This is a genomic window from Nonomuraea sp. GTA35 (assembly GCF_041950525.1).
Taxonomy (GTDB): Bacteria; Actinomycetota; Actinomycetes; order Streptosporangiales; family Streptosporangiaceae; genus Nonomuraea.
Genome location: NZ_JBGNUV010000010.1, coordinates 1 through 26,014, shown reverse-complemented (window position 1 = coordinate 26,014; position 26,014 = coordinate 1). Strand labels below are relative to the sequence as shown.

The window sequence follows — 26,014 nt, the reverse complement described above, 5'->3', positions numbered from 1 at the left end:
TGGCGGGTGATGCCGATCTCGCCCGCATCATCCCAGGTAGTGGCATGGCGGCGAATCGGGAATCCGCTGAATCCCGCGAATACCGGCGTTACTCTCTCTTGCGCTCCCCGCTTCCTCTAGCGTTTTGACCAATGTCCATGTAGCGAAATGGAGCGGCCATGCATAAAGCAATTCCCGGGATATTCCTGAGCACTCTGGTCATTGCCGGATGCTCCTCGGCGGAGGAGCCCAAGCCGCCCGCCGCCTCGGCGCCGCCCGCGTCGGCGTCCGCCGCCAGCGCCAAGCTGCGTGCCGCGCTGCTGCCGGTGCCCAAGGGCATGAGCGTGGCGTACGGGCCCGAGCTGGGCGAGTTCGGCATGCTCAAGTCCACCCAGCAGGGGCTGGAGGCCGTACGCAAGGCCAGGGCGCAGCACCCCGAGTGCGCGGGGGCCGCCCAGCTCGACGCCGCCAAGCCGGAGGTGGCCAAGTCGCCCGCCGCCGTCGTCGCCTTCTCCGCGGCCCGCGGCTCGATCACGCAGGCCGTGGTCGCGCTGCCGAAGGCCGCCTTCCCCGAGCCGCTGCCCAAGCAGTGCGCCGACTACACGGCCGACGTGGGGGGCACGAAGGTCACGTACAAGACCAAGACGCTGGACATGCCCACCAAGGGCGACCAGTCGCGGGCCTACCTGACGACGGCGGCCGGCGACAAGAACAACGCGCAGATCGGCTCGGTCATGATCAGGCGGGGGAACCTGGTCATGAGCATGCTGGTGGTCGGGCAGCGGGTCAAGCCGCAGGGCCTGTACGAGCTGGCGAACCTGGCCGACCAGAACCTCGCCCGCGTGAAGCCGTAGGCTTCACGATCTTCGGAAGCGTCGGAGGCGGCTCCGCGGCCCTTGTTGACGTCCCGAACGTTGATCAGGACCGACTTCTCAGGGGGATACGTGAACGTTCGCCGAGCCGCCGCCCTCCTGGCCGGATGCGCCGCCGAGCTCCGCGCCGGCCGTGCCCGGCCGTACGTACGGGCCGCTAGATGAGGACGTGCGCGTCCGGGCGGCCGACGAAGGAGAACTGGGCGTTCCTGGTCAGCTTGATGTGGTCGGCCTGCCAGGTGTGCATCGCGGTGTCGGCGCTGCGCCAGTAGACGAAGTTGAACCGGTCCGCCGAGTAGATCTTGACCCCGTCCTCCTTGAGCCGCCGCACGAGGTGGGTGTCCTCGCCACGGGTGATGTCGGCGAACGGGTACGTGCGGAACAGGTCCGCCTTGCCGAGGAACGTGCCGCCCTGGACCAGCCACGAGTAGCGGTGTTCGAGCCCGGGCAGCCGGAACATCGTGGTGTTGCTGCCCTCGAAGTAGGCGTAGTGCGCGCCCTTGCCGGTCATCTCCGCGTCCGAGAAGTCGAAGGAGCGCACCAGGTCCGACAGGTAGTGCTCGCCGTACAGGTTGTCGTCGTCCATCTTGGCGATCAGCTCGCCCTCGGCGGCGGCGATGCCCAGGTTCATGCACGCGCCGAGCGACAGCGAGGAGTCGGCGGGCAGGACGGTGACGTCCGTGATGCCCGCCATGCGGGCCTTGTCCGCCACCACGACGGGGTCGATGTCCAGCCCGTGCAGCACCATGACGAGCTGCAGCGGCCGGTGGATCTGCTTGGCCACCGAGGAGATCGCGTGCTCGATCTGGGAGGCGCGGTTGGTGGGCAGGACCACGGTGATCGAGCGCGACCGGGGCGTCACGTGGTGCCCGAGGTCCTGGAGGATCTGGTCCACGCGGTGCGAGAACAGGTGCTTGTCGAACACCTCGCGCATCGCCAGGTGCCCCATCCTGGCCCGCAGCTCCGGGCTGTTGATCAGGTGCAGCACCTGGTTGTACGACTCGACCGGCTCGCGCGCGATCGGGATCAGCTCGCCGAACGTCTCCTCGATGGCCCGCGACCACCCCGACACCACGGGGGTCGAGCAGGCGGACAGCTCGAAGACGCGCCGCGCGCACATGGTCGGCGAGTCGAGCACGGAGTTGACGTTGAGGAAGACCTTGTACATCCGGTACGCGGCCAGCATCTGGTCGTAGGGCAGCTCGCCCACGATGTGCGGCCGGTACTTCTCCGGCCAGGCGTACTTCTCGTCCACCTCGCCGTTGCGCGCGAAGATGTGCAGCCCCAGCTCCCTGACCGGGTCGAGCACGGTCTCCATCTGCTCGCGGCGCTCGGGGTGCTTGTCGCGGAAGTACATCCCGGCGAAGACGACGTCGTGCAGGCGGCCCTTGTTCTGCTGGATCGGGTTGTGCACGCGGGGCTGGGCGGCGAACTGCAGCACGTCCACCCGGTCGTGTCCCAAAATTTCCCGATATTTCGGCACCATGTCACCGTCGCAGGTGAACACGTAGTCGAACAGCTTGGCCGTGTCGATGAAGAAGTCGAAGTTCGGCGGGTCCTCCTTGTTCCAGAAGACCGTCGGGATGCCCTCGCTCCTGCACCAGGCCACCAGGTCGCGCAGCGGGTCCTTCGGCGCGTTCGTGCCGGTCATCTGGTAGCGCCAGCGGCCCTGGTTCCCGTGCCAGGCCGACTCGCAGAACAGCAGGTCGGGCCGCTTCTCCGCGAAGATCTCCGGCCAGTCCTTGAGCCCGAACTCGATCTGGTCCCACTCGTAGCGGAAGGCCATCCTGGAGAAGTCGTCCAGGATCACCGCCACCTTGAGGTCGGGCCGGTTCACCGGGCCGTTCGGCCACTTCACCGCCGGCACCTCGACCAGCGGCGGCCGGTTCTCGGCCGCCGCGGTCGCCAGGCTCACCGGGATGGGGGCCTTGGGCGCCCGGTCCTTCGACCGCACCGCCTCGACGATCTTCCCCGGGCTCTTCGAGCCGAGGGCCTCGCCCAGCTTGAACGTGCGCTTGGCCTGCGTGGCCTCCAGCTTCCAGGTGGCGTACGCGGCCTTGGCCTCGGCGATCTCCAGCCGCCGGCGCAGCTCCCTGACCTCCGCCTCGTACCGCTCGACGAGCTTGCGCTCCTCGGGCAGCCAGTTGACGGGGCCGAGACGCTGGTAGGTGGGCTGTTCAGGGGTTTCGGCCATGGTGGTACGCCAATCGCTCAGCAGAGGTAAGTCATAGTACGGCGGATATCGCCGTTATTCGGGGCGTTTGCCCTGAGAGGCGGGCGCGAGGTTGTCCCCCTTGAGCCAGGCGGCGATCACCGTGGCGATGCGCGGCCCGGACTTGCCGTCCCACAGCACCGGCAGCTCGCCGGCCGGCGTGGCGGCCCCGTCGGCCAGCGCCTTCTCCGCCGCGGCGGGCAGCAGCGCGGGCGTGACCAGGCGGTTCGTGCCGTGCGTGATCGTGATCGGGCGCTCGGTGTTGGGCCTGACGGTCAGGCAGGGGACGCCCAGCATGGTCGTCTCCTCCTGGACGCCGCCGGAGTCCGTGACGACCAGCGCGGCACCCCGGACGAGTGAGAGGAAGTCCACATAGCCCAGCGGGTCGACGACCTTGATCGACTCGCCGTCCACGAGGCCCGCCTCGGCCAGCCGTACCTTGCCGCGCGGGTGGATCGGCACCACGACCGGGACCTGCCGCGAGACCTCCAGCACCGCGTCCACCAGCTCCTTGGCGGCCTCCGGGCTGTCCACGTTCGCGGGGCGGTGCAGGGTGGCGACCGCGTAGCGCTCCGGCAGGCCGAGCCGCGCCACCACGGGCGCCGGGTCGAGCTTGGGCAGCGCCGAGAACAGGCTGTCGATCATCGGGTTGCCCACCAGGTGCACCTTGGCCGCGGGCACCCCCTCGTTCGCCAGGAACGCCAGCGCCTCCGGCGAGGTGGCGAAGAGCAGGTCGGCCAGCGCGTCGGTGACGACCCGGTTGACCTCCTCGGGCATGCCGCGGTCGAACGAGCGCAGCCCCGCCTCCACGTGCGCGGTCGGCACGCCGAGCTTGGCGCAGACCAGGATCGCGGCCAGCGTGGAGTTCACGTCGCCGTAGACCACGACCAGATCGGGCTCGTGCTCCTGGACGACCTCCTCCAGGCCCACGAGCAGCGCCGCGGTCTGCTTGGCGTGGCTGCCGGAGCCCACCCCCAGGTTCGCGACCGGCTCGGGCAGGCCGAGGTCGGCGAAGAAGACGTCGGACATCAGCGCGTCATAGTGCTGACCAGTGTGGATGATGCCCTGCCGCACGCCGAGCTCGCCGAGTGCCCGCACCACCGGGGCCGCTTTCACGAAATTGGGACGAGCACCCAATACGTGCAGGACCAGGGGGTTCTCCCTCATTGACCTCGCCTTTCATAGCGGAAGGGAAAAAACGCTGCCTATGGTACGGTCCCACCGTGGCATCCGACGCCAGTCGTCAAGACTCCTCCAAGGTTTCCGCGAAGTCCGCCCGTGCCGGCGTCGGTGGGCTTCTCAAGGGATTCGTCCAGCACCCGATCATCGTCTCCCGCGTGGTGATGACGAAGGTCAAATCCGATCCCGTGCGGGTGGCACAGGCCGCCGCCGACACACTCCCGCCCAGGTTGCGGCCCATCGTCGGCAGCGTCGCCTGGCCGGCCGCCCGCCGGGCCCGGCGCATGGTGCGCAAGTTCGGCATGCGCGTGGTCAAGGGGCCGTGGAACGAGGCCAAGGAACACTGGGACGCCGGCCGGGTCAGCGAGGCCGCCGCCGTGCTCGAGGCCCACACCAAGTACCCGTTCGTCAAGCGCAGGGCCGCCTACTACCGGGGCGAGCTGGCGGCGATCAGCCCCGACCCGATCCCTCCGGGCCCCAAGGTGGCCATCCTGAGCCGGGTGCAGAACCGGGTCCTGCACGTGGTCACCAACGCCCTGCCGTACACGCAGGCCGGCTACACCGTGCGCACCCACCGCATCGTCACCTCGCAGAAGGCCGCCGGGATCGACCCGCACGTGGTGACGAGCTGGGGCTGGCCGATGCTGCAGGGGCACGCGGACGCGACGCCGTACGAGGAGCTCGACGGCATCCCCTACCACCGGCTGCTGCCCGAGCCGCACCGCGAGATGCCGTTCGAGACCCAGGGCCGCATCGTCAGGGGCGCCGACCGGGTCACCAAGCTCACGGCCGAGCTGCGGCCGCAGGTGCTGCACGCCGCCACCGACCACCGCAACGGCTCGATCGCGCACGCCGTGCGCGACAGGACGGGCACCCCGTTCGTCTACGAGGTCCGCGGCTTCCTGGAGGAGACCTGGGCCTCCCGCGACCCGAAGCGCATCGGCAGCCAGCGGCACGTGCTCCAGCGCGAGCGCGAGGCGTTCCTGATGCGCGAGGCCGACGCGGTCGTCACGCTGGCCGAGACCATGGCCGCCGAGATCGTCGAGCGCGGCGTGCCCAGGGAGAAGATCCACCTGGCGCCCAACGCCGTGGACGACACGCTGCTGACGGCCCACTACGACGGGGCCTCCTTCCGCCGCGAGTACGGCATCGGCGACGACGAGATCGTGGTCGGCTCGGTGTCCAGCATCGTGGCCTACGAGGGCTTCGCCACCTTGCTGCGGGCCGCCGCGCTGCTGCGCGACCAGCGAGCCCCCGTGCGCGTGCTCATCGTGGGCGACGGCACCGAGCGCCCCAACCTGCTCGAGCTGGTCGAGGAGCTGGGGCTGAGCACCGCGATCCTGCCGGGACGCGTCGGCCCTGACGAGGCGCTGCAGGCGCAGGACGCCATCGACATCTTCGCCTGCCCGCGTGAGGATCTGCGGGTTTGCCGACTTGTTACGCCATTGAAACCGGTCGAGGCGATGGCGCTCGGCAAGCCCGTCGTGCTCAGCGATCTGCCCGCGCTGTCCGAGCTCGTCGGCTCCGACGGCGCCGGGATGCTCGTGCCCGCGGGCGATCCGGCCGAGCTGGCCAAGGCGATCGCCGGGCTGCGGGAGGACCCGGCCAAGCGCGCCGAGATGGGCGAGGCGGGCCGCGCGGAAGTCGCGGCCAAGCGGACCTGGAGCCGCGTTGCCGAGACTTATCAAGCCCTATACCGCTCCCTTGCCGATTGATGACCATGAATCTTGCTTCCGTTTGGGACGGGTTCGGTCGCATTAGGCGTGAGCTAGGTGGACTTGAGATAACCTTTGCGACCATGAAGTGTTGTTTCCGGCTCCCAAAGGCACAGCTGTGACAGAAATCGACTTGACTGTCATCGGCCTGGGCTACGTCGGCATGCCTCTCGCCAAGGAGGCTGTGGCCGCCGGCCTGCGGGTCGTCGGCCTGGACGTGGACCCCACCAAGGTCGACGCGCTCAACGCCGGGCAGTCCTACATCGATGACCTGACCGACGCCGACCTCGAGCACATGCTGGCCAACGGGTTCAGCGCCACGCTCGACGAGGCCGTGCTGGCCAGGAGCAACACGATCGTCATCTGCGTGCCCACCCCGCTGGACGACGACCACCGCCCCGACCTGTCCGCGGTCGAGGGCGCCACCAAGACCGTCGCGCGCAACCTGAACAAGGGCACGCTCGTCGTGCTGGAGTCCACCACGTGGCCCGGCACCACCGACGAGCTGGCCAGGCCCCTGCTGGAGAGCTCGGGGCTGAAGGCGGGCGAGGACTTTTACCTGGCCTTCTCGCCCGAGCGCATCGACCCGGGCAACCCCAAGTTCGGCCTGCGCAACACCCCCAAGGTGGTGGGCGGCTACACGCTGACCTGCCGCGACCGCGCGACGGCGTTCTACGGGCAGTTCATCGAGCAGGTGGTGCCGGTCAGCGGCACCCGCGAGGCCGAGATGGCCAAGCTGCTGGAGAACACCTACCGCCACGTCAACATCGCCCTCGTCAACGAGATGGCGATCTTCTGCGACGAGCTCGGCATCGACCTGTGGGAGGCCATCGAGGCGGCGGCCACCAAGCCGTTCGGCTTCCACAAGTTCCTGCCCGGGCCCGGCGTCGGCGGGCACTGCATCCCGGTGGACCCGTCGTACCTGTCGTACACGGTGCGCAAGCTCGGTTACCCGTTCCGGTTCGTCGAGCTGGCGCAGGAGATCAACGAGCGGATGCCCTCGTACGTGGTCGCCCGCGTACAGCGGTTGCTCAACAGGCATAAGAAGCCCGTGAACGGCGCCAAAGTCGTTATGCTCGGCGTCACCTACAAACCGGATATCGCCGACGAGCGGGAGACCCCGGCGCTCCCGGTGGCGCGTGCGCTGCTGGAGCTGGGCGCGGAGCTCTCGTTCGCGGACCCGTACGTCAAGGAGTGGGCGGTGGACGGCACCCCGGTGCCGCGTGAGGAGGATCTGGCCGAGGCCGTGATCAACGCGGACGTGACGCTGCTGCTGCAGCAGCACGCCGCGTTCGACCTCGACATGGTCGAGGCGAAGGCCAAGCTCGTGCTGGACACCCGCGGCGTGCTCGCCGAGGGTGAACGCGTCGAGCGGCTGTAGCGACGGAGGGCTGCGCGCAGTGCACGTGCTCGTCATGACGGTGGTGCATAACCCCGAGGACGCGAGAATTCTGCATCGGCAGATCCGTGCCCTTGTGGATGCCGGTCATGAGGTCACGTACGCCGCGTCGTTCACCGCGCACGGCGTCGTCCCCAGACCGTGGGTCAACGGGGTCGATCTGCCGCGGGCCGTCCAGCGCAAGCGGATGGCCGCGGTCTGGGCCGCCCGGCGGCTGTTCAAGCGCATGCGCGACAAGGTGGACCTCGTCCTCATCCACGACCCCGAGCTGCTGTTCGCGGTGTGGGGCATCCGCAACAGGCCGCCCGTGGTGTGGGACGTCCACGAGGACACCCCCGCCACGCTCTCGCTCAAGCCGTGGCTGCCGTCGCTGCTGCGGCCCCCGGTGCGGTTCCTGGCACGGATGCTCGAAGGCACCGCCGAGCGCCACATGCACCTGCTGCTGGCCGAGACGGCGTACGCGGGCCGGTTCAAGCACGCCCACCTGATCGTGCCGAACGAGACCTGGGTGCCCGACTCCGTCACCCCGCCCGGCGACGACCGGATCGTCTACCTCGGGTGGCTGTCCAGGGCTCGCGGCGTGGTCGAGGCGGTCGAGGTGGCCAAGCTGCTGCAGCCGTACCGGGTGGCGGTGGAGCTGATCGGGTACGCCGACCCGCAGAGCCGTCCCATGCTCAACCAGGCCGTCACCGAGGGCCTGCTGGAGTGGCGCGACTTCATGCCCAACGACGAGGCGCTCAAGCGGCTCGACGGGGCGCTGGCGGGTCTGTCGCTGCTGCACGACGAGCCGAACTACCGGCACTCCATGCCGACCAAGATCGTCGAGTACATGGCGCACGGCATCCCCGTCATCACGACTCCGTCGCCGCGCGCGGTCGAGCTCGTGGAGCGCTACGACAGCGGTGTCGTGGTGCCGTGGCAGGACCCGAAGGCGGTCGCGCAGGCCGTGCTGACGCTGCGCGACGACGTACGGGAGCGGCGGGCCCAGGGTGCGCGGGGCTATGCGGCGGCCCGCGCGAACCACCACTGGCCCAACTCGGCCAAGCGGTTCGTCGCACAGCTGGAGTCCTGGGCCGGGGTCAAGCCGTAACTTCCGAGGGCGGAGTAGGTTCCTGAACGTGCGCTGGCTCTTCGTGGTCGCGGGCGCGGCCGTCCTGGCCGTGGTCGCCGCCGTGATCATCGTCCTGCCGTCCGGCGACCCGGAGCCCGTGGCGGTCAGGTCCGCCGCGCCCAGGCCGTCGAGCACCGAGCCGACGCCGGCGGTGAGCGAGTTCACCGACCCCTGTGGAACGTTCGACACCGACAAGAAGGCCCCGTACGCGGTCACCGGCTACTGGATCACCCCCAAGTCGAACCCCTGCACCTGGCGCAAGCAGCTCCAGGAGATCCACAGCGTCGGCGGCGACACGATCATCAGGATCGGCTACGGCCTGCAGTTCCGCACGGTGAACGACGCCGGCGAGATCTTGAAGGACGGCACGGTCGACTCGCTCTACGAGCCCTGCGAGGAGGACGGCCTGAGCTGCCACGACGCCGCCGTCCAGGATCTGCAGGAGGCCAACCCGGACAACCGCGTCGGCCGCGTGTACGTCTACCGCACCGACGAGCTGTTCGGCCAGGACCTGTTCCGCTGCCCCGCCATGGAGCACGCCGTCGAGGTCGGCAAGCGGACCTACTACCGGCTCATCACCCAGCCGGACGGCTCCGACGACGCCACCTGCGACTTCAGCAGCAAGGCCAGGTCGTACGACCTGATCCTCGTGGCCGGCTCGAACCAGGGCAAGGACAGCCTGACCCAGCTGCTCGACCTGGGCGACCAGTTCGGCATGCGCGTCTTCCCCGCGCTGCCGCTCGCCCCGCGCGACTCCAAGGCCAAGATCAGGGCCGAGAAGCGCCACCTCGGCACGCTCACCACGCTGACCCGGCGCATCCTGCAGGACTACGGCGTGCGCTTCGCCGGGCGCGACTCGCTCGGCGGCGTGTACCAGCCGTTCGAGGTGCAGATGTCGGCCACCCTGGCCACCAACCCGACGCTGGAGGTCTACGCCGACCAGCACACGATCGTCGAGCAGGAGCTCGGCAAACCGATCCTCATCAGCCCCTACCTCGACGCGCGCAAGCGGGTCGCCTTCGGGCAGACGCCCAGGCAGGTGGCCGAGGGGTTCAAGGCGCTGGTGAAGACCGGGGTCGGGATCATCGCACCGCAGGACAGCCGGGGGACGGGCAAGGTCGGGCTGTTCTGGCCCGACGAGCGGGACAGCGAGGTGGACGAGCGGCTGCGCTCGATGGTGGGGGAGTCCACGTACGACACCGCGTACCACGGGTCCACGCGCGACTACTACCGCGAGATGGCGGCGGCCCGCGAGGAGATGATCGACCAGGGCTTCCACGTGGAGCTCTGGGCGAACGTCGAGGCCTTCGAGCCTTCCGGGGAGCAGCCCTGCGCCCCCACGGGCACCCGCGGCAAGACGGACAAGAAGCGCCTGGACCAGGCGGTGACGATGGCCGGGCGTTACGTGCAGAAGATCGTCTCCTATATGTGGAGCGATTTCATGACATGTGGTGATCCGTCGCTTGAAACGGAGATCTCCCGGGACTGGCAGCGGCCGATCGCGGTGGACGCGATCCGGCGGCCGCGCGACATCCAGGACGGGGTCGAGGTGCGCGGCTACAACCTCAAGGACGGCACCGTCACCATCACGTGGTCGGGGGGGACCAAGGAGATGGTGGTGTCCGCTGTCGGGTGGCTGGACGAGGACCCGATCGAGGAGGAGCTGCCGGTGGGGATGGCGACGGCCTGGGTGCCGTTCGACTGGGCCCAGGTGCCGGCGGGCGAGTGGGTGCAGATCGGCGTCAAGCTGCCCTCGGGGCAGGCGACCACGGAGCCGCTGCACGTACGCATCTCCACGCAGGCGGCCGGGACAGAAGGAGCAAACTGACCGGGCGGAGGTTTCCCCGGTAGGCGCCGGCCGGGGGCGGCTGTCATCCGGTTCGCTGGCCCGTACTCCTGCGTGTAACGTGCCTGCCATGGTCCCGAGCATCCCGGTCAGTGTCGACCTGGTCGTGCTCACCGTACGCAACCAGGCGTTGTGCGCCCTCGTGTGGCGCCGCGACAACCCGCCGTTCCTGCGCCGCTGGTCGCTGCCCGGCGGCTTCATCCAGCTCGACGAGGACCTTCCGGCCGCCGCCCACCGCCTCCTGTCCGAGCGGGCGGGCCTGCCGGGCGTCCCGGTCCACCTGGAGCAGCTCCAGACGTACGGCTACCCGGACCGCGACCCGCGCCAGCGGGTCCTCAGCGTCGCCTACCTGGGGCTGGCCCCCGACCTCCCGGCCTCGGAGAAGGCCCACATGAGCTGGCAGCCGATCGACTCGCTCGCCGTCATGGCCTTCGACCACCGCCGCATCATGGTGGACGGGATCGAGCGGGCGCGGGCGAAGCTGGAGTACACGTCGCTGGGGGCGGCGTTCTGCCCGCCGCAGTTCACGGTGGCGGATCTGCGCAGGGTGTACGAGATCGTCTGGGGCCGCCAGCTCGACCCTCGCAACTTCCACAGGAAGGTCACGAAGGCGGAGGGCTTCCTGGTGGAGACGGGCGGCACGACGACCCGCGACGGCGGCCGCCCGGCCAAGCTCTACCGCCGCGGCCCCGCCGAGCTCCTCCACCCCCCGATGCTGCGCAGCCTCAAGGAGTAGCCGCGGGCGGCACCGGCTCCCCGCCCACCGCCCGTCCCGCGCGGAGCACGCCCGGTTCCGGCCTCGACCGCGCAGGGAAGCCGGTGACCCCGTTGGTCCCGGCCGAAAGTACCGTCGGGGACCGCGAGCCCCGTCTCGCGGTCGATGCCCGCCTCCGGCCGCATCCACAGGATGAGGCCCATGCCGTACGAAAAGCACGCCCCCTCCTCCGGCCGGCCGCGGATCGCCGCGCTCGACGTCCTGCGCGGGTTCACGCTGTGCGAGATCCTGCTCGCCAACATCCAGCTGATGGCCGACGGCGGCAGCGCCGTCGCGGCGCAGCCCATGGGCGCCTGGGACCCCTGGCTCGGGCTCCCGATCTTCTCCCTGCTGTTCGGCATCGGGTTCTCGCTGCTGCTGGACTCCGCCGCGAGCCGGGCTCCCCGTCCATGGCTGGTGCTGCTGCGCCGGTTGGTGGCACTGCTCGCGATCGGCCTCGCGCACATGCTGCTGTGGCCGGGCGAGATCCTGCACACCTACGCCGCCGTCGGCCTGCTGGTGCTGCTGCCCTCGACGTGGCTGCCGCGATGGGCCGTGGCGGGCCTGTCCGCCGCGCTCCTGGCGGTGGCGGTGATCGGCGGGGGCGGTCCCCTGCTGATCGCCGGGCTGTTCCTGCTGGGCTCCGCACTGGTCCGGTACGGGGTGGCCGACAAGATCGGGACGTCCACCCGAGGGCCGCTCCTGCTGGGCCTGGCCTTCGCGGCGGGACTGGCCGCCGCCCTGTGGGCGCGGGCCGGGGCGGGCACGAACCCGCCGGCCCTCATCACCACCCTGGCCGATCTCCTGCTCGCCGGTGTGTACGTGTGCGCCCTGCTGGTCCTGCTCAGGACGCCGCTGCGAGCGGTGCTGGAGCTCGTCTTCGTGCCACTCGGGCGGATGGCGCTGACCTGCTACCTGACCGCCACCCTCCTCGTCGTGGCGGCCGGTCGCCTCCTCGGCCTGCCGATCGGCCAGTCCCTGACGGTGGCGTACCTCGCCGCGGGAGCCGTCCTGGCGGCCCAGTGGCTGTTCTGCACCCTCTGGCTGCGCCGCCACCGCCAGGGTCCCGTCGAGTGGGCCTGGCGGTGGGCCACCTGGGCTCGCCGCCCCGCCCCGCGCCTCCCCACGAGCTGAGACGCCGCGTCGAGACCGCCGCAGCGCGGCCACAAATGGTGATGAACCGGTGACGATGTCGAGTTGCGCCCCTTAGGATCTACGCGTACCCGGCGACAAGGAGACGACGGTTGATCGCGACGGCGGCGCGGTGACGTTGCTCGCGGGCCGTTACCGGCTGCTGGCGCAGCTCGGGCAAGGCGGCATGGGCACCGTCTGGCGGGCGATGGACGAGCTGCTCCGGCAGGAGGTGGCGATCAAGGAGGTCAGGCTCCCGCCGGACCTCGACGAGGCGGCCAGGACGGAGCTGGCCGACCGCACGCTGCGCGAGGCGCGCGCCGCCGCGGCGCTGCGCGACCACCCGTCCATCGTGACCGTGCACGACGTGGTGCTCGACGACGGGCGGCCCTGGATCGTCATGGAGCTCGTACGCGGCCGCTCCCTCGACCGGGCGGTACGCGACGAGGGCCCCCTGCCGCCGGCCCGGGTCGCCGGGATCGGCCTGCGGATGATCGAGGCGCTGTCCGCCGCCCATGCGACGGGCATCCTGCACCGCGACGTGAAACCCGCGAACGTCATGCTCACCGGCGACGGGCGGGTGCTGCTGACCGACTTCGGCATCGCCACCATCGCCGGCGACGTCGCGCTCACCCAGACCGGGCTGCTGAGCGGCTCGCCTGGCTACATCGCCCCCGAGCGGCTGCGCGGCGAGCCCGACGGGCCGCCCGCCGACCTGTGGTCGCTCGGCGCCACCCTGTTCACGGCGGTGGAGGGCGCCGCGCCGTTCGCCCGCCACAACGAGGCCGCGGTGCTGGCGGCCGTGCTGATGCAGGAGCCCGCGCCCTTCCGGCTGGCGGGGCCGCTCGGGCCGGTGCTGGCCGCGATCCTGGAGAAGGACCCGGCCCGCCGCTGCTCCCCGGAACAGGCGACCGCCTGGCTGGCGCCCATCGCCCAAGGCGATCACCCGACCGGCGGGCACGGCGCCCACGTGACCGGCGGGCACGGCGACCGGTTGACCAGGGGGCACAGCGGCCAAGGCGTAGGTGGGCAGGGCGCAGGTGGGCAGGGCGCAGGTGGGCATGGCGTAGGAGGGCAGGGCACAGGCGGGCTGGGCACAGGCGGGCTGGGCACAGCCGGGCAGGGGGGCCGGGGCGCCGGCACGGCTCCCGGGCGGCAGGGCCCGCCGTTCCTCGGAGCGGAGCCGGCCACGCAGGGCAGCCGCCCGCGCCGGCGCCGCACCAAGGTCCTCGTGGCCGCCGCGCTCGCGCTGGTGCTGACGGTGACCGCCGGCGTCGTGGTCGTGCCGCGACTGTTCCCGAACGCCGTCCGGCTCATCGGCTACGCGCTGGCACCCCGCAGCACCTTCACCTTCACCCCGTCCCCGAAACCGAGCGCGACCCGCTCCACCCCCGCCCCGCAGCTCGTCGGCGAGTTCGACGCCTGCGACCTGCTGACGAACGCGCAGGTCCGCTCGTTGTTCGGCCATGCGGTGAAGCGCCAGTGGCTGGTGGAGTCGACCTGCTCGTGGCGCGGCGGCAGCTTCCAGGTGCTGACCCTCACGGCGTACCGGGCGCCGAGCGCGTCGATGGCGGCCCTGGTGCACAAGCAGACCGTGAGTTACATGAAGGACGAGCCGAAGCGCACCCCGGGCACCAAGGTCCGCCAGGGCCCGGCCGTCGGCTACGACGCGTACAGCCACACGGGCCCGATGGGCGGCCTCGTCTGGCAGGGCACCCCGATCCACACGACCAAGGTCGCGTTCACGCTGGCGAACGTCTCGGTGAACATCACCGTCCAGGGCGGGGGCCGGGGCTTCGGCGCCGCCGACAAGGCCGCCGAGCTGGTCGAGAGGGCGCTCGGCAAGCGCAAGCGGGCCGCGGGCACGGGTTGAGGCCTCATCTAGAGTGATGCCATGCCTCGTTTCCGCCACATCCTGGACACCATGGCCGCCTACAAGCCGGGCAAGGCGGTCGCCGCCCCCGATGGGCGGTCGTACAAGCTGTCCTCCAACGAATCCCCGTACGACCCGCTGCCCTCCGTGGTCGAGGCCATCGCCGAGGGCGCGCGGCAGGTCAACCGCTACCCCGACCCCGGCGCCGTCCGGCTGACCGAGGCCATCGCGGAGCGCTTCGGCGTGCCGGCCGAGCACGTCGCGCTCGGCCCGGGCTCCGTGACGGTGGCGCAGCAGCTCTTCGAGTCGGTGGGGGAGCCCGGCGTCGAGGTCGTATACGCGTGGCGGTCGTTCGAGGCGTACCCGCTGCTCGCGGACCTGGCCGGGGTGCGGTCCGTCATGGTGCCGCTGGCGGGCGAGGACCACGACCTGGACGCCATGGCGGAGGCGATCACCGACAGGACCCGCATGGTGTTCGTGTGCAACCCGAACAACCCGACGAGCACCGCCATCCGCCGGGCCGCGCTGGAGTCGTTCCTCGACCGGGTGCCCGAGGACGTGCTGGTGGTGCTGGACGAGGCCTACCGCGAGTACGTGCGTGACGAGGACGTGCCCGACGGCATCACGCTCTACCGCGACCGGCCGAACGTCGCCGTCCTGCGGACCTTCTCCAAGGCGTACGGGCTGGCGGGCCTGCGCGTCGGCTACCTGATCGCGCCGGAGCCGGTGGCGACGGCCGTGCGCAAGACGATCATCCCGTTCGCGGTGAACCATCTCGCCCAGATCGCCGCCATCGCCTCGTTGCAGGCCGAGGACGAGCTGCTGGAGCGGGTGGAGGCGGTGGTCAAGGAGCGCACCCGCGTGCGCGAGGCGCTCATCGCGCAGGGCTGGACGGTGCCGCCCACCGAGGCGAACTTCGTCTGGCTCCGCCTCGGCGAGCGCACCCCCGCCTTCGCCGCGGCGTGCGCCGCGCAGGGCGTGGCGGTGCGGCCGTTCGGCGAGGAGGGCGTACGCGTGTCGATCGGCTCGCCCGAGGCCAATGACGCGTTCCTGGCCGCGGCGCAGGAGTTCCGCCGGTAGGGCGCCTCAGCCGAAGTAGTGGCCGAGGTCGAGGTCGGCGAGGAGGCCGGGGTGGGCCGGCTGCCAGCCCAGCAGGCGCCGCGTGCGCTCGCCGGACGTCGGGTTGTCGAGCGGGACGACGGCCGCGAGGAACCCGAAGTGCGCCTCCGCCTGGTCGGACGGGATGGCGGCGACGGGCACGTCCAGCTGACGGCCGATGGCTTCGGCGATCTGACGGAACGGCACGCCCTCGTCGCCCACGGCGTGCAGGCGTGATCCGGCCGGAGCCTGCTCCAGGGCCAGGCGGTACACGCGGGCGGCGTCGAGCGTGTGCACGGCGGGCCAGCGGTTGGCGCCGTCTCCCAGATGGCCGGACACGCCCGTGGCGCGGGCGGTGGCGATGAGCATCGGGACGAAGCCGTGCCGGTCGAGCGCGCTGTGCACGGTCGGGGGAAGCCGGACCACCGACGACCTGATGGCACTCTCGGCGAAGTCGATCGCCAGGTTCTCGGCCGCGGCCCTGGCCAGCAGCCCGGGGCCGGGGGCCAGCACGACGTCCTCCGTGGCGGTGCGTCCCGACGCGTGCGACAACACCCCCGTCCCCGAGGTGCCGACGAAGGGCTTGCCGGTGCCGGCGAGCGCCTCGTGGAACGCCCGCAGCGCCGCCAGATCGGCCTCGACGGCGCTCGCGTAGTCTCCGGCGACCATGGCGTCGTGCTTGAACGCGAGATGGATGACGCCGTCGGCGGACGTGGCGGCCTCGCGCAGGCCGTCCAGGTCGTCGAGATCGCCGAACCTGGCCTCGGCGCCGAGTGCCTTCAGCGCGGCGGCCGAGGTCTCGGAACGGGCGAGGCCGACGACCTCGTGCCCGGCGGAGAGCAGCTCGGGGACGACGGCCGAGCCGATGTGCCCGGTCGCTCCGGTGACGAATACACGCATGGGGAAGCCTCCTGGGCCCTGAGTGATAGGACTTGGTCTTGTCAACGTAGCATGCGATAGGACCAAGTCTCATCACGTAGACTGCGACGCATGGGGCGATGGGAGCCGAACGCGCGCGAGCGCCTGGAACGTGCGGCGCTGGAGCTGTTCGTCGAGCGGGGTTACGACAGCACCACCGCGGCGGAGATCGCCGAGCGTGCCGGGCTGGCGAAGAGCAGCTTCTTCCGGCACTTCACCGACAAGCGGGAGGTGCTGTTCGGCGGCCAGGACGTGCTCAACCGCCTGTTCGCCGACGCGATCGCGGGCGCGCCCGACGGGGCGACGCCGATCCAGGCGCTCGGCGCGGCGCTGGAGGCCATGGCGGACGTCTTCACCGCCGACCGGCACGCGTGGGCACACCAGCGACAGGCGATCGTCACGAGCCACGACGACCTGCGCGAACGCGAGCTGCTCAAGCTCGCCGCGCTCAGCGGGCGGATGGCGGACGCGCTGCGCGAGCGCGGAGTGCCGGATCCCGCCGCGAGCCTGGCCGCCGAGCTCGGCTGCCTCGCCTTCCGCAACGCCTACGCGCGGTGGGCCGACCCGGCCAACGAGCAGGGCTTCGCCGACCTCGCACGCCGGGAACTGGACGACCTGAGAGCGGCCACCGCGACCCTCACCTGAGCCGGCCCGCGCGCCTCGCCGATCACCTGAGCCGGCCCATGCGCCTCACCGATCACCCCTGCCAGCGGTGGCGCCGGCGCTTGACGAGCAGGCCCGTGGCCCCGGCGCAGCCGGCCAGCACGACCGACCCGCCGACCAGCCAGCTCGCGTCCTCGCGCCCGGCAGCGTCCGCCCGGTTCGCCGCCACGGGCCTGGCCGGGGGCGCGGCAGCGGCGGCAGCGGCGTTGGGTGAGCGTCGGAAGACCACGTCCGAGCAGGAGTAGTAGGTGTCCGGAGTGTCGGAGTTCTGCCAGATCGTGTAAATGAGGTGCCGGCCGGTCCTGGCGGGGAGCCGGCCCGAGATCGTGTACGACCCGTCCTTCAGCTGGGGGTCGGTGGCCGTGAGGAACGGCTTACGTTCGAGGTCGGACCACTTCAAGGGCTCGCCGGGGTCGTAGCCCTTCTTCGTGACGTACATCCGGAAGGTGCCCCGGTGCGGGATGGTGCCGCGGTACTTGAAGGCGAAGCGGGCGCCGGGCCGCACCGTCGTGGCGGGCCAGTCGGCGCGCGCCAGGTCGAGGCCCTGGTACGCGGGCAGGCCCCCGCTGCACAGCTTGCCGTCGGGGATCACCTGGCGGTCGCGCCCCGCCACGTTCGCGACCCGGAGATCGTCCCAGGCCCGGGGCAGGACGCCGCCGCTCGCCCGTACCGCCGCCCGGCAGGCCGCGGAGCGGGCCGCCTGCCTGGGGCCCTCCGCGCCGCACGCGGCGGCCCGGCTGAGCGGATCCTCCAGCGCGCCGTGCGCGCCCGCCGGTCCGGCGGACCCGACGGCCCACGGCATCGACGCGACGATCACGAACAACATCCGGTACGACCACATCCGGCAGCCCTCCCGCCCTCGTCCCACGAGGAGGTACGGACTTGCGGCGGCCCGGGTTCAGTTCGAGGCGGGGACCTTCTCGGGAGCGGGGGCGGATCTGGCCCGCGCGCGCCGCTCGGTGGAGACGACCAGGGCGACACCGACCAGGATCACCAGGCCGCCGAGCACGATCTGCACGGTCACGTGCTCGTTCACGACCAGCACGCCCAGGATGACGGCGACGATCGGGTTGACGTAGGCGTACGTCGAGACCAGCGAGATCGGCGCGTTGCCGAGCAGCCACGTGTACGCGGTGAACCCGACCAGCGACCCCACCAGCACCAGGTACGCCAGCGCCGCCCACGAGCGCCCCGACACGGCCGACACGTCGAACCGTTCCCCGACGGAGGCGCCGACCAGGGCCAGCCCCACGCCGCCTGCCAGCATCTCGACGGCGCTGGCCGTCCACACGTTGGGCGGCATCGGGATGCGCGACGACAGGAACGAGCCGATCGACCACGACACCGACCCCAGCAGGATCACCACGATGCCGGTCGTGCCGGCGCTCTCGCCGCCGCCGTTCAGCGACAGGGCGGCCACGCCGCCGAACCCGACCAGCACCCCGACCAGCGTCAGCACCGCGGGCCGGTCCCTGACCGCGAGCCTGAGCAGCACCAGCCAGAGCGGCACCGACGCCACGAGCAGCGCGGCCAGGCCGCTGGAGATGTGCTGCTCGGCCACGGCCACCATGCCGTTCCCGCCGGTCAGCAGCAGCAGCCCGACCACCGCCGCGCCGCCGGCCTGCTTGAGCGTCATCCTGAAGGGCGCCAGCCCCTTGGTGACCAGCAGGAAGCCGGCGAGCAGCAGGGCGGCCGAGACGAACCGGAGCGAGCCGTGGAACAGCGGCGGCATGGTCTCGATGGCGATCCTGATGCCGAGGTACGTCGAGCCCCACACCACGTAGACGATCCCGAGCGCGCCCCAGACCATGAGCGTCCGGCGGCCGTCAGCAGTGTTCGAACTCATGGCTCATGAACCTACAGGGAGATCCCGACAAAATGCCCGCGAGTATCAGACTTCGGACTGTGGCGGGATATTAGCGATAGGCGGCTTTCACGCCGCTGGTGGCCGCACCGGCCCGCCGGGCAGGATCGAGCCATGTCGAACACCGCCGCCATCGCGCACTTCACCGCCCGCCTGTCCTTCGAGACCGACGTCTCCGACGTGGCCGCCGACCTGGCCGCCTCGGCCCCCGGCCTGGTCGTGGTCGACTCGCGCAACCGGGAGAGCTGGGACCAGGGCCACATCGAGGGCGCCGTGCACCTGCCGCACCGCGAGATCGCCACCAGGGCGGAGGCGATGATCCCGAAGGACGCGACCGTCGTCACGTACTGCTGGGGCCCCGGCTGCAACGGCGCCACCCGCGCCGCCCTGGAGTTCGCCAAGCTGGGTTACCGCGTCAAGGAGATGATCGGCGGCTTCGAGTACTGGGCGCGGGAGGGCTTCGCGGTGGAGACCGCCTCGGGCCTCGCCCGCCGCCCGGTGGACGCGCTGACGGCGCCGATCTCCGGCGCCGTCTGTGCGTGTTGACCGGAGCGTGAACGGCGCTCCAGCGCCCCCCACAGCGCCGTACAGCCGCCTTTCCGGCCCCGTTATGCCGCAACTCCGCCCGAAACCCGCCAGATCGGTACCACCGGACAGGCCGGCTGCGCGAAACCGCCTGTAAGCCATCGGAATCGTTCATCAAGAACGACACCTCTCGGCGGAGGCCGGCGGGGGAAGGATTTGGTGCCCCCGTCCGAATCCCGTCGATCGGGGGCGTCGGAGAACATACCCCCATCTACACGGGCCAACCAATGAGTTCACCAGAGTCAAATGGCAAGTTCGCGAAGCTGACACCTTCCGTCAATGTCCTGGGCATGCGCAGGAGCGGGCCCGCGGCTGGCGGACCCGCTCCATGGCGGCCGGCTCAGCGCGGACCGAGCTTCTCCACGATCAGCCGGTAGAGCTGGCGCGGCCTGCCGGGCTGCGGCGTACGGTTCGGCGGTAGCGGCCACGCGAGTCCCTCGTCAACCAACGTGCGCAGCAATCGCCGGGCCGTGCGAGGCGTGACCCCGAGCATCTTTCCGGCGCCCTCGGCGTCGACCACGGTGTCACCGCCTTCGAGCTTGGCCGCCAGCCTGGCCAGCACCTCCACCCCCTTCGGCTTCAGTGCGGTGGCCCCGGTCGGCGGCATCCGCGGGGCCGGGATGAGCGCCCGCCCCTCGCGGTCGACCGCGAAGCCCTGTGCCTGCTTGCCCGCCTGCGTGCGGGCCAGCGCGGCTCTGGCGTGCGACTCGGCGTCGTGCGTCGTGCGTCCCATGCCCACGCCGACCTCGACCGCCAGCCCCAGCTCGTCCCTGATCCTGGCGGCGAACGGCAACACCCTGAACCCGTCGGTCGCCGCCGCGATCGAGCCCCTGGTGGCGGTCACCAGGTAGCTGTGATCGTCGATCGGCCAGACGGTGGCGTTGATCCGGTTCGCCTCCTGGACCAGGAGCCGGTGCAGCGACAGCCGCAGCTCGTCGCGCCAGTAGCGCGGCGCGGCGCGGCGTACGGGCTCGCGCAGCGTCGGCACCTCCACCAGCACCACGGTGAGCTGTGACTCCTCCAGCCGGTGATGCGCGCCGAGCAGCGCGGCCGTGTGCAGCGCCGTGCGTACCGCCGCGGAGGTCGGCCTGATCCGGATGACCGGCACGCCCGCGGTGTGCAGACGTTCGGCCACCGCGGGCAGGCACGTCAGGGCTCCCGTGGTGGCGCCCTGCCGGGCCAGGCGTTCGTGGTAGGCCGCGATCGTGCCGGTGGCGCCCGGCTCGTCGCGGCTGTGCACGTCCGCCGCGGGGATGCCGAGGTCGGTGTAGGCCTCCTCGACATCGGCCCTGCTGACCACGTCGATGCTGACCCGTTGCGGGTCCATGCGGGTGTCCAGCGCGGCCTTGGCCAGCGCCGCCACCAATGCTGCTCCGCCGAGTTGCACGTACGTCGCGGGCATCGTCAGCACGCCGGATCGCCTGGCCAGGTCATAGGGGACCGGGCTGGCGAACAGACATGCGTCGACACCGGGACCGAGCCGCGTCACCTTGTCGGGCGCCTCCTGTTCGTCGCGGTAAGCGGCCGCGACCAGGCGACACGGCAGCGGTGCCGCGGCGTGACCCATCAGCATGACTCGCTCGACCAGGTCGTGGGGTCCGACCACGCCGATGGTGAGGTCCGGTGTCATAGCGCCCGGGCGTGACACTCGGGGAGTTTCTTCGGCCCTCTCGACCAATGTTCGTCCCATCCTGCCGTCCGTTGCAGTGCTCTCTTTTGGAACGATCGCTCGCGGGGGCCGTAATGTCACGCCCGACTTTTCCGGAAAGCCGTTCTGCTTGACCGCCCGACATCATGTTTTAGCAGCTCAACGAGGTATTTCTTGCGTTTTTTAGCGCTCGGAAATCTCTCGTGTAATGTCCGCCCCGAGAGCGCGCATTCGCGCGGCGAGATGCGCGTGACCGCGGTCGATCAGGTATCCCGAGTCGATCAGGGTCTCGCCTTCGGCCGCCAGACCCGCGAGCACGAGCGCGATCCCGGAGCGCAGATCGTGCGCCGTCACCTCGGTGCCCTTGAGCGGCGTGCGGCCGCGCACGATCGCCCGGCTGCCGTCGACCTCGACGCTGGCGCCCATCTTGTTCAGCTCGCCGGCCAGCGCGAAGCGGCCGTCGAAGATGCGCTCGTGGATGTAGCTGGTGCCCTCGGCCAGCGCCGCGACGGTCATCATCGGCGACTGCAGGTCGGTGGCGAAGCCGGGGTAGGTGTCGGTGATGATGTTGATCGGGCGCAGCGGGCCGTCGCAACGGACGTGCAGGACGGCACCCTGCCGGTGGAACTCGACGCCCATCTGCTCCAGCTTGTAGCGGACGACCCCGAGGTCGAGGCCGGTGCCCACGAGGCTGACCTCGCCGCCGGTGAGCGCCGCCGCCATCGCGAAGACGCCGGCGTCGAGGCGGTCGGGCATCACGGTGTGCTCGACCGCGTGCAGCTCCTCGACGCCCTCGACGGTGATGAACCCGGTACCGCCGCCGCTGATGCGCGCGCCCATCTTGGTGAGCATGTCGATGACGTCGAGCACCTCGGGCTCCAGCGCCGCGTTCTCGATCACGGTGGTGCCCCTGGCCAGGGCGGCGGCCATGATGAGGTTCTCCGTGCCGGTGTGCGAGGGGGTGTCGAGGTAGAGCGTGGCCCCGGTCAGGCCGGACGCCTTGACGTGGATGACGGTCTCGCCCTCGTCCACGATCGCGCCCAGCCGCTTGTAGCCGAGATAGTGGAAGTCGAGGTTGCGGCTGCCGAGGTTGCAGCCGCCGACCCCTTCGACGATCGCCTCGCCGAGGCGGTGCAGCAGCGCGGGGGTGAACAGCACCGACCCGCGGAACCGCCTGGCGATCTCGGCGGGCAGGACGGGGCTGTTCACCCGGGAGGCGTCGATGACCAGCGTGCGCTCGGACTCGTGCAGCTCGACGTACGCCCCGACCGCCTCGGCCAGCTCGACCGCGCGGCGGACGTCCTCGATGATCGGCACGTTGCGCAGGACGGTGCGGCCTTTCGGGGCGAGCAGGGCCGCACCGATCATGGGAAGCACGGCGTTCTTCGCGCCCTGAATGAACGCGGTTCCACGCAGTGCGTTGCCACCGCGCACGCGGTAACGGACCATTCGTGCGGCTCCTTGAAATCAGCGGTGAGGGCTCGATCGGGCCAACAGTAGTCGCTAACACCACATGACCCAGCCGAATCATCCGCTAAAGGAAGACCCCGTGACGCGCTCATACGCTTCTAGGTATCGCTGCCTGGTGCGCTCGACCACGTGGTCGGGGAGCCGAGGTGGTGGGTTTCCTGAGGCTTTGTCCCATCCTGATTCGGGCGATAGTAGCCAATCGCGTACAAATTGCTTGTCAAAAGAAGGTTGCGACCTTCCCGGCTGCCATTCGTCGGCCGGCCAGAAGCGCGAGGAGTCGGGGGTCAGCACCTCGTCGCCCAGGGTCAGCACGCCGTCGGTGTCCCAGCCCAGCTCGATCTTGGTGTCGGCCAAGATGATGCCCCGCTCGCGGGCGATCTCCGCCCCGCGCGTGTAGACGGCCAGCGTGATCCGCCGCAGCTCCGCCGCCACCTCGGCGCCGACCTCGGCCTCGACCCGCTCGTACGGGATCGGCTCGTCGTGCTGCCCCATGGGCGCCTTGGTGGACGGGGTGAAGATCGGCTCGGGCAGCCGCGACCCGTCCTCCAGCCCATCGGGCAGCCGCACGCCGGACACCGTGCCGTCGGCGCGGTACTCGTTCAGCCCGCCCCCGGCCAGGTAACCCCTGGCCACGCACTCGACCTGGACCATCCTCAGCGGCCTGCACAGCACGCTGCGCGAGTCGTCGCCGGGCGCCACGACATGGTTGGGCACGACGTCCTTGAGCTGGTCGAACCACCACAGCGACATCTGCGTGAGAATGGCCCCCTTGTCGGGGATCGCGGGCTCCAGAATGAAGTCGAAGGCCGACATGCGGTCGGAGGCGACCATCAGCAGCAGGCCCTCGTCGGTCTCGTAGAGGTCGCGTACCTTGCCGGAGTGCAGGTGCTTCATCGGGCGATGTCCGTCCTGTGGAAGGAGCCGCGCATCGTGATCCGGCCGACGAGGTCGTAGGCCGCCTGCCGCGCGCTCTCCTGATCGGGGCCGTGGCCGACGACGCTGAGCACCCGCCCGCCGTTGGAGACGACGGCGTCGCCGTCCTGCTTCGTGCCGGCGTGCAGCACGTACGCGTTCTCCGCCGGCTCCAGCCCCGTGATCACGTCGCCCTTGACCGGCGACTCCGGATAGTTCTCCGCCGCGATCACCACGGTCACCGCCGAGCCGCCCCTGAACACCGGGTCCAGCCCCAGCTCGCCGGTCGCGGACGCCATCAGCAGCCCGCCCAGCGGCGTCTCCAGCCGGTCGAGGATCACCTGCGTCTCCGGGTCGCCGAACCGCGCGTTGAACTCGACGACCTTCGGCCCCTTGGCGGTCAGCGCCAGCCCGACGTAGAGCACTCCCTGGTACGGCAGCCCGCGCCGCGACAGCTCGCCGATCGTCGGGTGCACGACCTCCCGCATGACCTGCTCGGTCAGCCCGTCGGGCGCCCACGGCAGCGGCGTGTAGGCGCCCATGCCGCCGGTGTTGGGCCCCTCGTCGCCGTCGTAGGCCCGCTTGAAGTCCTGGGCGAGCTGCAGCGGCACGGCCGTGCTCCCGTCGCACAGCGCGAACAGCGACACCTCGGGCCCGTCGAGGTACTCCTCGATCACCACCCGCTCGCACGCCACCGCGTGCGCGAGCGCCTTGGCCCTGTCGCCGGTGACGACCACGCCCTTGCCCGCGGCCAGCCCGTCGTCCTTGACCACGTACGGGGCCCCGAACTCGTCGAGCGCCGCCGCGGCCTCCGCCTCGGTGGTGCACGTCCTGGACCGCGCGGTGGGCACGTCGGCCGCCTGCATGATCTCCTTGGCGAACGCCTTGGAGCCCTCGATCATGGCCGCGTCCCTGGACGGCCCGAAGCAGGCGAAGCCCGCCTCGCGCACCGCGTCGCTCACCCCCGCCACGAGCGGCGCCTCCGGCCCGACCACCACGAGGTCGACCCGCAGCCGCCCGGCCAGCGCGGCGACCTCCCCAGGGTCGAGCGGATCGACGGCGTGTACGGTCGCGACCTGCGCGATGCCAGGGTTGCCTGGCGCGCAGTGGAGCTCGCTGACCTGGGGATCGAGGCTGAGTGAACGGCACAGGGCGTGCTCACGCCCTCCGGAACCAATGACTAGAACGCGCACGCGCTCCATTGTCGCAGGCCCGCCGCCTGGCGCACGCTCAGGTCGCCAGGACACCAAATGCCGGAATGGGCAAGGAACTTTGTGGAGTTCTACCTGAGCCAAGGCCCTCCAGCCGAGTATCGTCGGTTTGGTTCACCCGCCTGTGGTAACTTAGGGCGGCTTTGTGGCGTCTCGTGCGATTGGAGGTGGTCCGGGATGAATCCTGGTGATCCCAGCAGTACGTGCTTCCGCACGTACGGCTCGCGTACCCCCGACCACTCCAATTCGGCAGCCTGATCGTGCCTCCACGCCATATCTGTGTTGATTGAGGTGACTTCATCGCGCGTGGAGCGTCCCTGGTCGGGCGGAAAGGGACTGCCATGCGCTCGTCCACCCTTCTCCGTCGCATCAACCGTCACCCGGTGCCGTCGCGCGCCCCGCACGCGCTCACGAAGCCTGTGCGCGAGGTCTGCGTGCCGCCGGTCGATTCGCTAGTCGAGTTCGGCGCCTACATCCAGGGCAAGAAGGTCACGTCTCCTGGCATCGTCGAGGCGCTCGGCCTCGTACGCGCGCACAACGAGAGCAACGACGGCGCCCGCGCGTTCGTCTGGGTGGGCCTGCACGAGCCGGCCGCGCCCGAGGTGGAGTGGCTCTCCGAGGTCTTCGGCCTGCACCCGCTGGCCGTCGAGGACGCCGTCAAGGCCCACCAGCGGCCCAAGGTCGAGCGGTACGGCGAGTCGCTGTTCATGGTGCTCAAGACCATCGCCTACCTCGACCACGACGAGCTGACCGCCACCAGCGAGATCATCGCCACCGGCGAGATCATGGTGTTCCTCGGCCCGGACTTCGTGGTGACGGTGCGCCACGGCGCGCACTGCTCGCTCGCCGGGGTCCGCGAGCGCCTGGAGGACAAGCCGAAGCTGATGAACCGCGGCCCGGCGGGTGTCCTGCACGCCATCTCCGACCATGTCGTCGACCAGTACCTGCAGGTGGCCGACCTCATGCAGTTGGAGCTGGAAGAGGTGGAGGCGACCGTGTTCGCGGACGTCAGCTCCCGCGACATCAACCGGATCTACCAGCTCAAGCGCGAGATGCTGGAGATGAAGCGGGCCATAACGCCGCTGCAGGCGCCCATGGCCGCGCTGCCCCAGCGCCGCGTCATCCCCTCGGAGATACGCGACTACTTCCGCGACGTCGGGGACCACCTGTCACGCGTGTGCGAGCAGGTCGAGTCCTCCAACGAGCTGTGCAGCTCGATCCTGCAGGCCGCGCTGGCCCGCTCGAACGCCCTCGCCAACGAGGACATGCGGAAGATCTCGTCCTGGGTGGCCATCCTGGCCGTGCCCACCATGATCGCCGGCATCTACGGCATGAACTTCGACTTCATGCCGGAGACCAAGGCGGTCTGGGGGTACCCGGCGGTGCTGGCCGTGATGGTCACGGTCTGCGTGCTGCTGCACCGCGGCTTCCGCCGCAACGGCTGGCTCTAGGACCCCTCTGAAGATGTTGCTGGCGTGATGGATCACGGGCTGAGGGTCTGGCGATCGAGGTTTGATGGTGAAGCGGCCCTGGGTTGTTGCCCGCTGGATGGCCTCAGCCGGTGGCCGGCTGTA

At 70.7% G+C, this 26,014-nt stretch carries 21 protein-coding genes; 12 read left to right on the top strand and 9 right to left on the bottom strand.

Translation table 11 applies throughout. From position 1 onward, the window contains the following. Positions 1 to 158: 158 nt before the first annotated feature. Positions 159 to 833: a hypothetical protein gene (locus ACBJ32_RS36680; protein ID WP_357874812.1), complete on the top strand. Its 675-nt coding sequence runs from the start codon at positions 159 to 161 to the stop codon at positions 831 to 833. Between the two features lie 175 nt (positions 834 to 1,008). Here the strand turns inward: ACBJ32_RS36680 and ACBJ32_RS36675 are convergent, their stop codons facing one another. Both ACBJ32_RS36675 and wecB read right to left on the bottom strand, forming a co-directional pair. Next, a complete protein-coding gene (locus ACBJ32_RS36675) occupies positions 1,009 to 3,045 on the bottom strand; it encodes a glycosyltransferase (RefSeq protein WP_357874815.1) in 2,037 nt (678 codons plus the stop codon). A gap of 54 nt (positions 3,046 to 3,099) precedes the next feature. Beyond that, positions 3,100 to 4,230: a non-hydrolyzing UDP-N-acetylglucosamine 2-epimerase gene (gene wecB, locus ACBJ32_RS36670; RefSeq protein WP_375130655.1), complete on the bottom strand. Its 1,131-nt coding sequence runs from the start codon at positions 4,228 to 4,230 to the stop codon at positions 3,100 to 3,102. 56 nt (positions 4,231 to 4,286) lie between these two features. Between wecB and ACBJ32_RS36665 the strand changes: the two genes are divergently transcribed. From ACBJ32_RS36665 to hisC, 8 genes are all read left to right on the top strand, one after another. Next, a complete protein-coding gene (locus ACBJ32_RS36665; protein ID WP_357874821.1) occupies positions 4,287 to 5,957 on the top strand; it encodes a glycosyltransferase family 4 protein in 1,671 nt (556 codons plus the stop codon). A 118-nt stretch (positions 5,958 to 6,075) separates the two neighbouring features. Next, a complete protein-coding gene (locus ACBJ32_RS36660; RefSeq protein ID WP_375130654.1) occupies positions 6,076 to 7,338 on the top strand; it encodes a nucleotide sugar dehydrogenase in 1,263 nt (420 codons plus the stop codon). Between the two features lie 19 nt (positions 7,339 to 7,357). Next, positions 7,358 to 8,446 (top strand): glycosyltransferase, encoded by a 1,089-nt coding sequence (locus tag ACBJ32_RS36655; protein ID WP_357874827.1) that lies wholly within the window; start codon positions 7,358 to 7,360, stop codon positions 8,444 to 8,446. A 28-nt stretch (positions 8,447 to 8,474) separates the two neighbouring features. Further along, positions 8,475 to 10,295: a DUF4434 domain-containing protein gene (locus ACBJ32_RS36650; RefSeq protein ID WP_375130653.1), complete on the top strand. Its 1,821-nt coding sequence runs from the start codon at positions 8,475 to 8,477 to the stop codon at positions 10,293 to 10,295. 88 nt (positions 10,296 to 10,383) lie between these two features. Then, positions 10,384 to 11,049 carry an NUDIX domain-containing protein gene (locus tag ACBJ32_RS36645; RefSeq protein WP_357874833.1) on the top strand — a complete coding sequence of 222 codons (666 nt, stop codon included), beginning with the start codon at positions 10,384 to 10,386 and terminating at the stop codon, positions 11,047 to 11,049. Positions 11,050 to 11,229: 180 nt separating this feature from the next. Further along, entirely contained in the window at positions 11,230 to 12,201 is a 972-nt protein-coding gene (locus ACBJ32_RS36640) for a DUF418 domain-containing protein (protein WP_375130652.1), read from the top strand. Between the two features lie 130 nt (positions 12,202 to 12,331). Continuing rightward, positions 12,332 to 14,071, top strand: a complete 1,740-nt coding sequence (locus ACBJ32_RS36635; protein ID WP_375130651.1) for a serine/threonine-protein kinase — start codon at positions 12,332 to 12,334, stop codon at positions 14,069 to 14,071. Positions 14,072 to 14,092: 21 nt separating this feature from the next. After that, a complete protein-coding gene (gene hisC, locus ACBJ32_RS36630) occupies positions 14,093 to 15,151 on the top strand; it encodes a histidinol-phosphate transaminase (protein WP_375130650.1) in 1,059 nt (352 codons plus the stop codon). A 6-nt stretch (positions 15,152 to 15,157) separates the two neighbouring features. Here hisC and ACBJ32_RS36625 read toward each other — a convergent pair whose 3' ends face one another. Next, positions 15,158 to 16,069 carry an SDR family oxidoreductase gene (locus ACBJ32_RS36625; protein ID WP_375130649.1) on the bottom strand — a complete coding sequence of 304 codons (912 nt, stop codon included), beginning with the start codon at positions 16,067 to 16,069 and terminating at the stop codon, positions 15,158 to 15,160. A 90-nt stretch (positions 16,070 to 16,159) separates the two neighbouring features. Between ACBJ32_RS36625 and ACBJ32_RS36620 the strand changes: the two genes are divergently transcribed. Beyond that, complete coding sequence (locus ACBJ32_RS36620) at positions 16,160 to 16,732, top strand: TetR/AcrR family transcriptional regulator (RefSeq protein ID WP_375130648.1); 573 nt, start codon at positions 16,160 to 16,162, stop codon at positions 16,730 to 16,732. Positions 16,733 to 16,784: 52 nt separating this feature from the next. Here the strand turns inward: ACBJ32_RS36620 and ACBJ32_RS36615 are convergent, their stop codons facing one another. Both ACBJ32_RS36615 and ACBJ32_RS36610 read right to left on the bottom strand, forming a co-directional pair. Then, entirely contained in the window at positions 16,785 to 17,591 is an 807-nt protein-coding gene (locus ACBJ32_RS36615; protein WP_375130647.1) for a lytic polysaccharide monooxygenase, read from the bottom strand. A gap of 57 nt (positions 17,592 to 17,648) precedes the next feature. After that, positions 17,649 to 18,596, bottom strand: a complete 948-nt coding sequence (locus ACBJ32_RS36610; RefSeq protein ID WP_375130646.1) for an EamA family transporter — start codon at positions 18,594 to 18,596, stop codon at positions 17,649 to 17,651. A gap of 132 nt (positions 18,597 to 18,728) precedes the next feature. On the opposite strand from ACBJ32_RS36610, the gene ACBJ32_RS36605 reads away from it, so the two are divergent. After that, positions 18,729 to 19,160, top strand: a complete 432-nt coding sequence (locus ACBJ32_RS36605; protein WP_375130645.1) for a rhodanese-like domain-containing protein — start codon at positions 18,729 to 18,731, stop codon at positions 19,158 to 19,160. Positions 19,161 to 19,539: 379 nt separating this feature from the next. Here the strand turns inward: ACBJ32_RS36605 and ACBJ32_RS36600 are convergent, their stop codons facing one another. From ACBJ32_RS36600 to purD, 4 genes are all read right to left on the bottom strand, one after another. Continuing rightward, complete coding sequence (locus ACBJ32_RS36600) at positions 19,540 to 20,829, bottom strand: GTP cyclohydrolase IIa (protein ID WP_148438240.1); 1,290 nt, start codon at positions 20,827 to 20,829, stop codon at positions 19,540 to 19,542. A 201-nt stretch (positions 20,830 to 21,030) separates the two neighbouring features. After that, positions 21,031 to 22,296: a UDP-N-acetylglucosamine 1-carboxyvinyltransferase gene (gene murA / locus ACBJ32_RS36595; RefSeq protein ID WP_375130644.1), complete on the bottom strand. Its 1,266-nt coding sequence runs from the start codon at positions 22,294 to 22,296 to the stop codon at positions 21,031 to 21,033. A 78-nt stretch (positions 22,297 to 22,374) separates the two neighbouring features. Then, complete coding sequence (locus tag ACBJ32_RS36590; RefSeq protein WP_375130643.1) at positions 22,375 to 23,211, bottom strand: phosphoribosylaminoimidazolesuccinocarboxamide synthase; 837 nt, start codon at positions 23,209 to 23,211, stop codon at positions 22,375 to 22,377. Then, positions 23,208 to 24,422 (bottom strand): phosphoribosylamine--glycine ligase, encoded by a 1,215-nt coding sequence (gene purD, locus ACBJ32_RS36585; protein WP_375130642.1) that lies wholly within the window; start codon positions 24,420 to 24,422, stop codon positions 23,208 to 23,210. The genes ACBJ32_RS36590 and purD overlap by 4 nt, the downstream gene beginning before the upstream one ends. Before the next feature lie 359 nt (positions 24,423 to 24,781). Between purD and corA the strand changes: the two genes are divergently transcribed. Beyond that, a complete protein-coding gene (gene corA / locus ACBJ32_RS36580; RefSeq protein WP_375130641.1) occupies positions 24,782 to 25,891 on the top strand; it encodes a magnesium/cobalt transporter CorA in 1,110 nt (369 codons plus the stop codon). Positions 25,892 to 26,014: the final 123 nt, after the last annotated feature.

Coding starts and splice junctions, on each gene's coding strand:
- ACBJ32_RS36680 (WP_357874812.1), top strand. CDS start 159: ATGCATAAAGCAATTCCCGGGATATTCCTGAGCACTCTGGTCATTGCC.
- ACBJ32_RS36675 (WP_357874815.1), bottom strand. CDS start 3,045: ATGGCCGAAACCCCTGAACAGCCCACCTACCAGCGTCTCGGCCCCGTC.
- wecB (WP_375130655.1), bottom strand. CDS start 4,230: ATGAGGGAGAACCCCCTGGTCCTGCACGTATTGGGTGCTCGTCCCAAT.
- ACBJ32_RS36645 (WP_357874833.1), top strand. CDS start 10,384: ATGGTCCCGAGCATCCCGGTCAGTGTCGACCTGGTCGTGCTCACCGTA.
- ACBJ32_RS36640 (WP_375130652.1), top strand. CDS start 11,230: ATGCCGTACGAAAAGCACGCCCCCTCCTCCGGCCGGCCGCGGATCGCC.
- hisC (WP_375130650.1), top strand. CDS start 14,093: ATGCCTCGTTTCCGCCACATCCTGGACACCATGGCCGCCTACAAGCCG.
- ACBJ32_RS36625 (WP_375130649.1), bottom strand. CDS start 16,069: ATGCGTGTATTCGTCACCGGAGCGACCGGGCACATCGGCTCGGCCGTC.
- ACBJ32_RS36620 (WP_375130648.1), top strand. CDS start 16,160: ATGGGGCGATGGGAGCCGAACGCGCGCGAGCGCCTGGAACGTGCGGCG.
- ACBJ32_RS36615 (WP_375130647.1), bottom strand. CDS start 17,591: ATGTGGTCGTACCGGATGTTGTTCGTGATCGTCGCGTCGATGCCGTGG.
- ACBJ32_RS36610 (WP_375130646.1), bottom strand. CDS start 18,596: ATGAGTTCGAACACTGCTGACGGCCGCCGGACGCTCATGGTCTGGGGC.
- ACBJ32_RS36605 (WP_375130645.1), top strand. CDS start 18,729: ATGTCGAACACCGCCGCCATCGCGCACTTCACCGCCCGCCTGTCCTTC.
- ACBJ32_RS36600 (WP_148438240.1), bottom strand. CDS start 20,829: ATGACACCGGACCTCACCATCGGCGTGGTCGGACCCCACGACCTGGTC.
- murA (WP_375130644.1), bottom strand. CDS start 22,296: ATGGTCCGTTACCGCGTGCGCGGTGGCAACGCACTGCGTGGAACCGCG.
- ACBJ32_RS36590 (WP_375130643.1), bottom strand. CDS start 23,211: ATGAAGCACCTGCACTCCGGCAAGGTACGCGACCTCTACGAGACCGAC.
- corA (WP_375130641.1), top strand. CDS start 24,782: ATGCGCTCGTCCACCCTTCTCCGTCGCATCAACCGTCACCCGGTGCCG.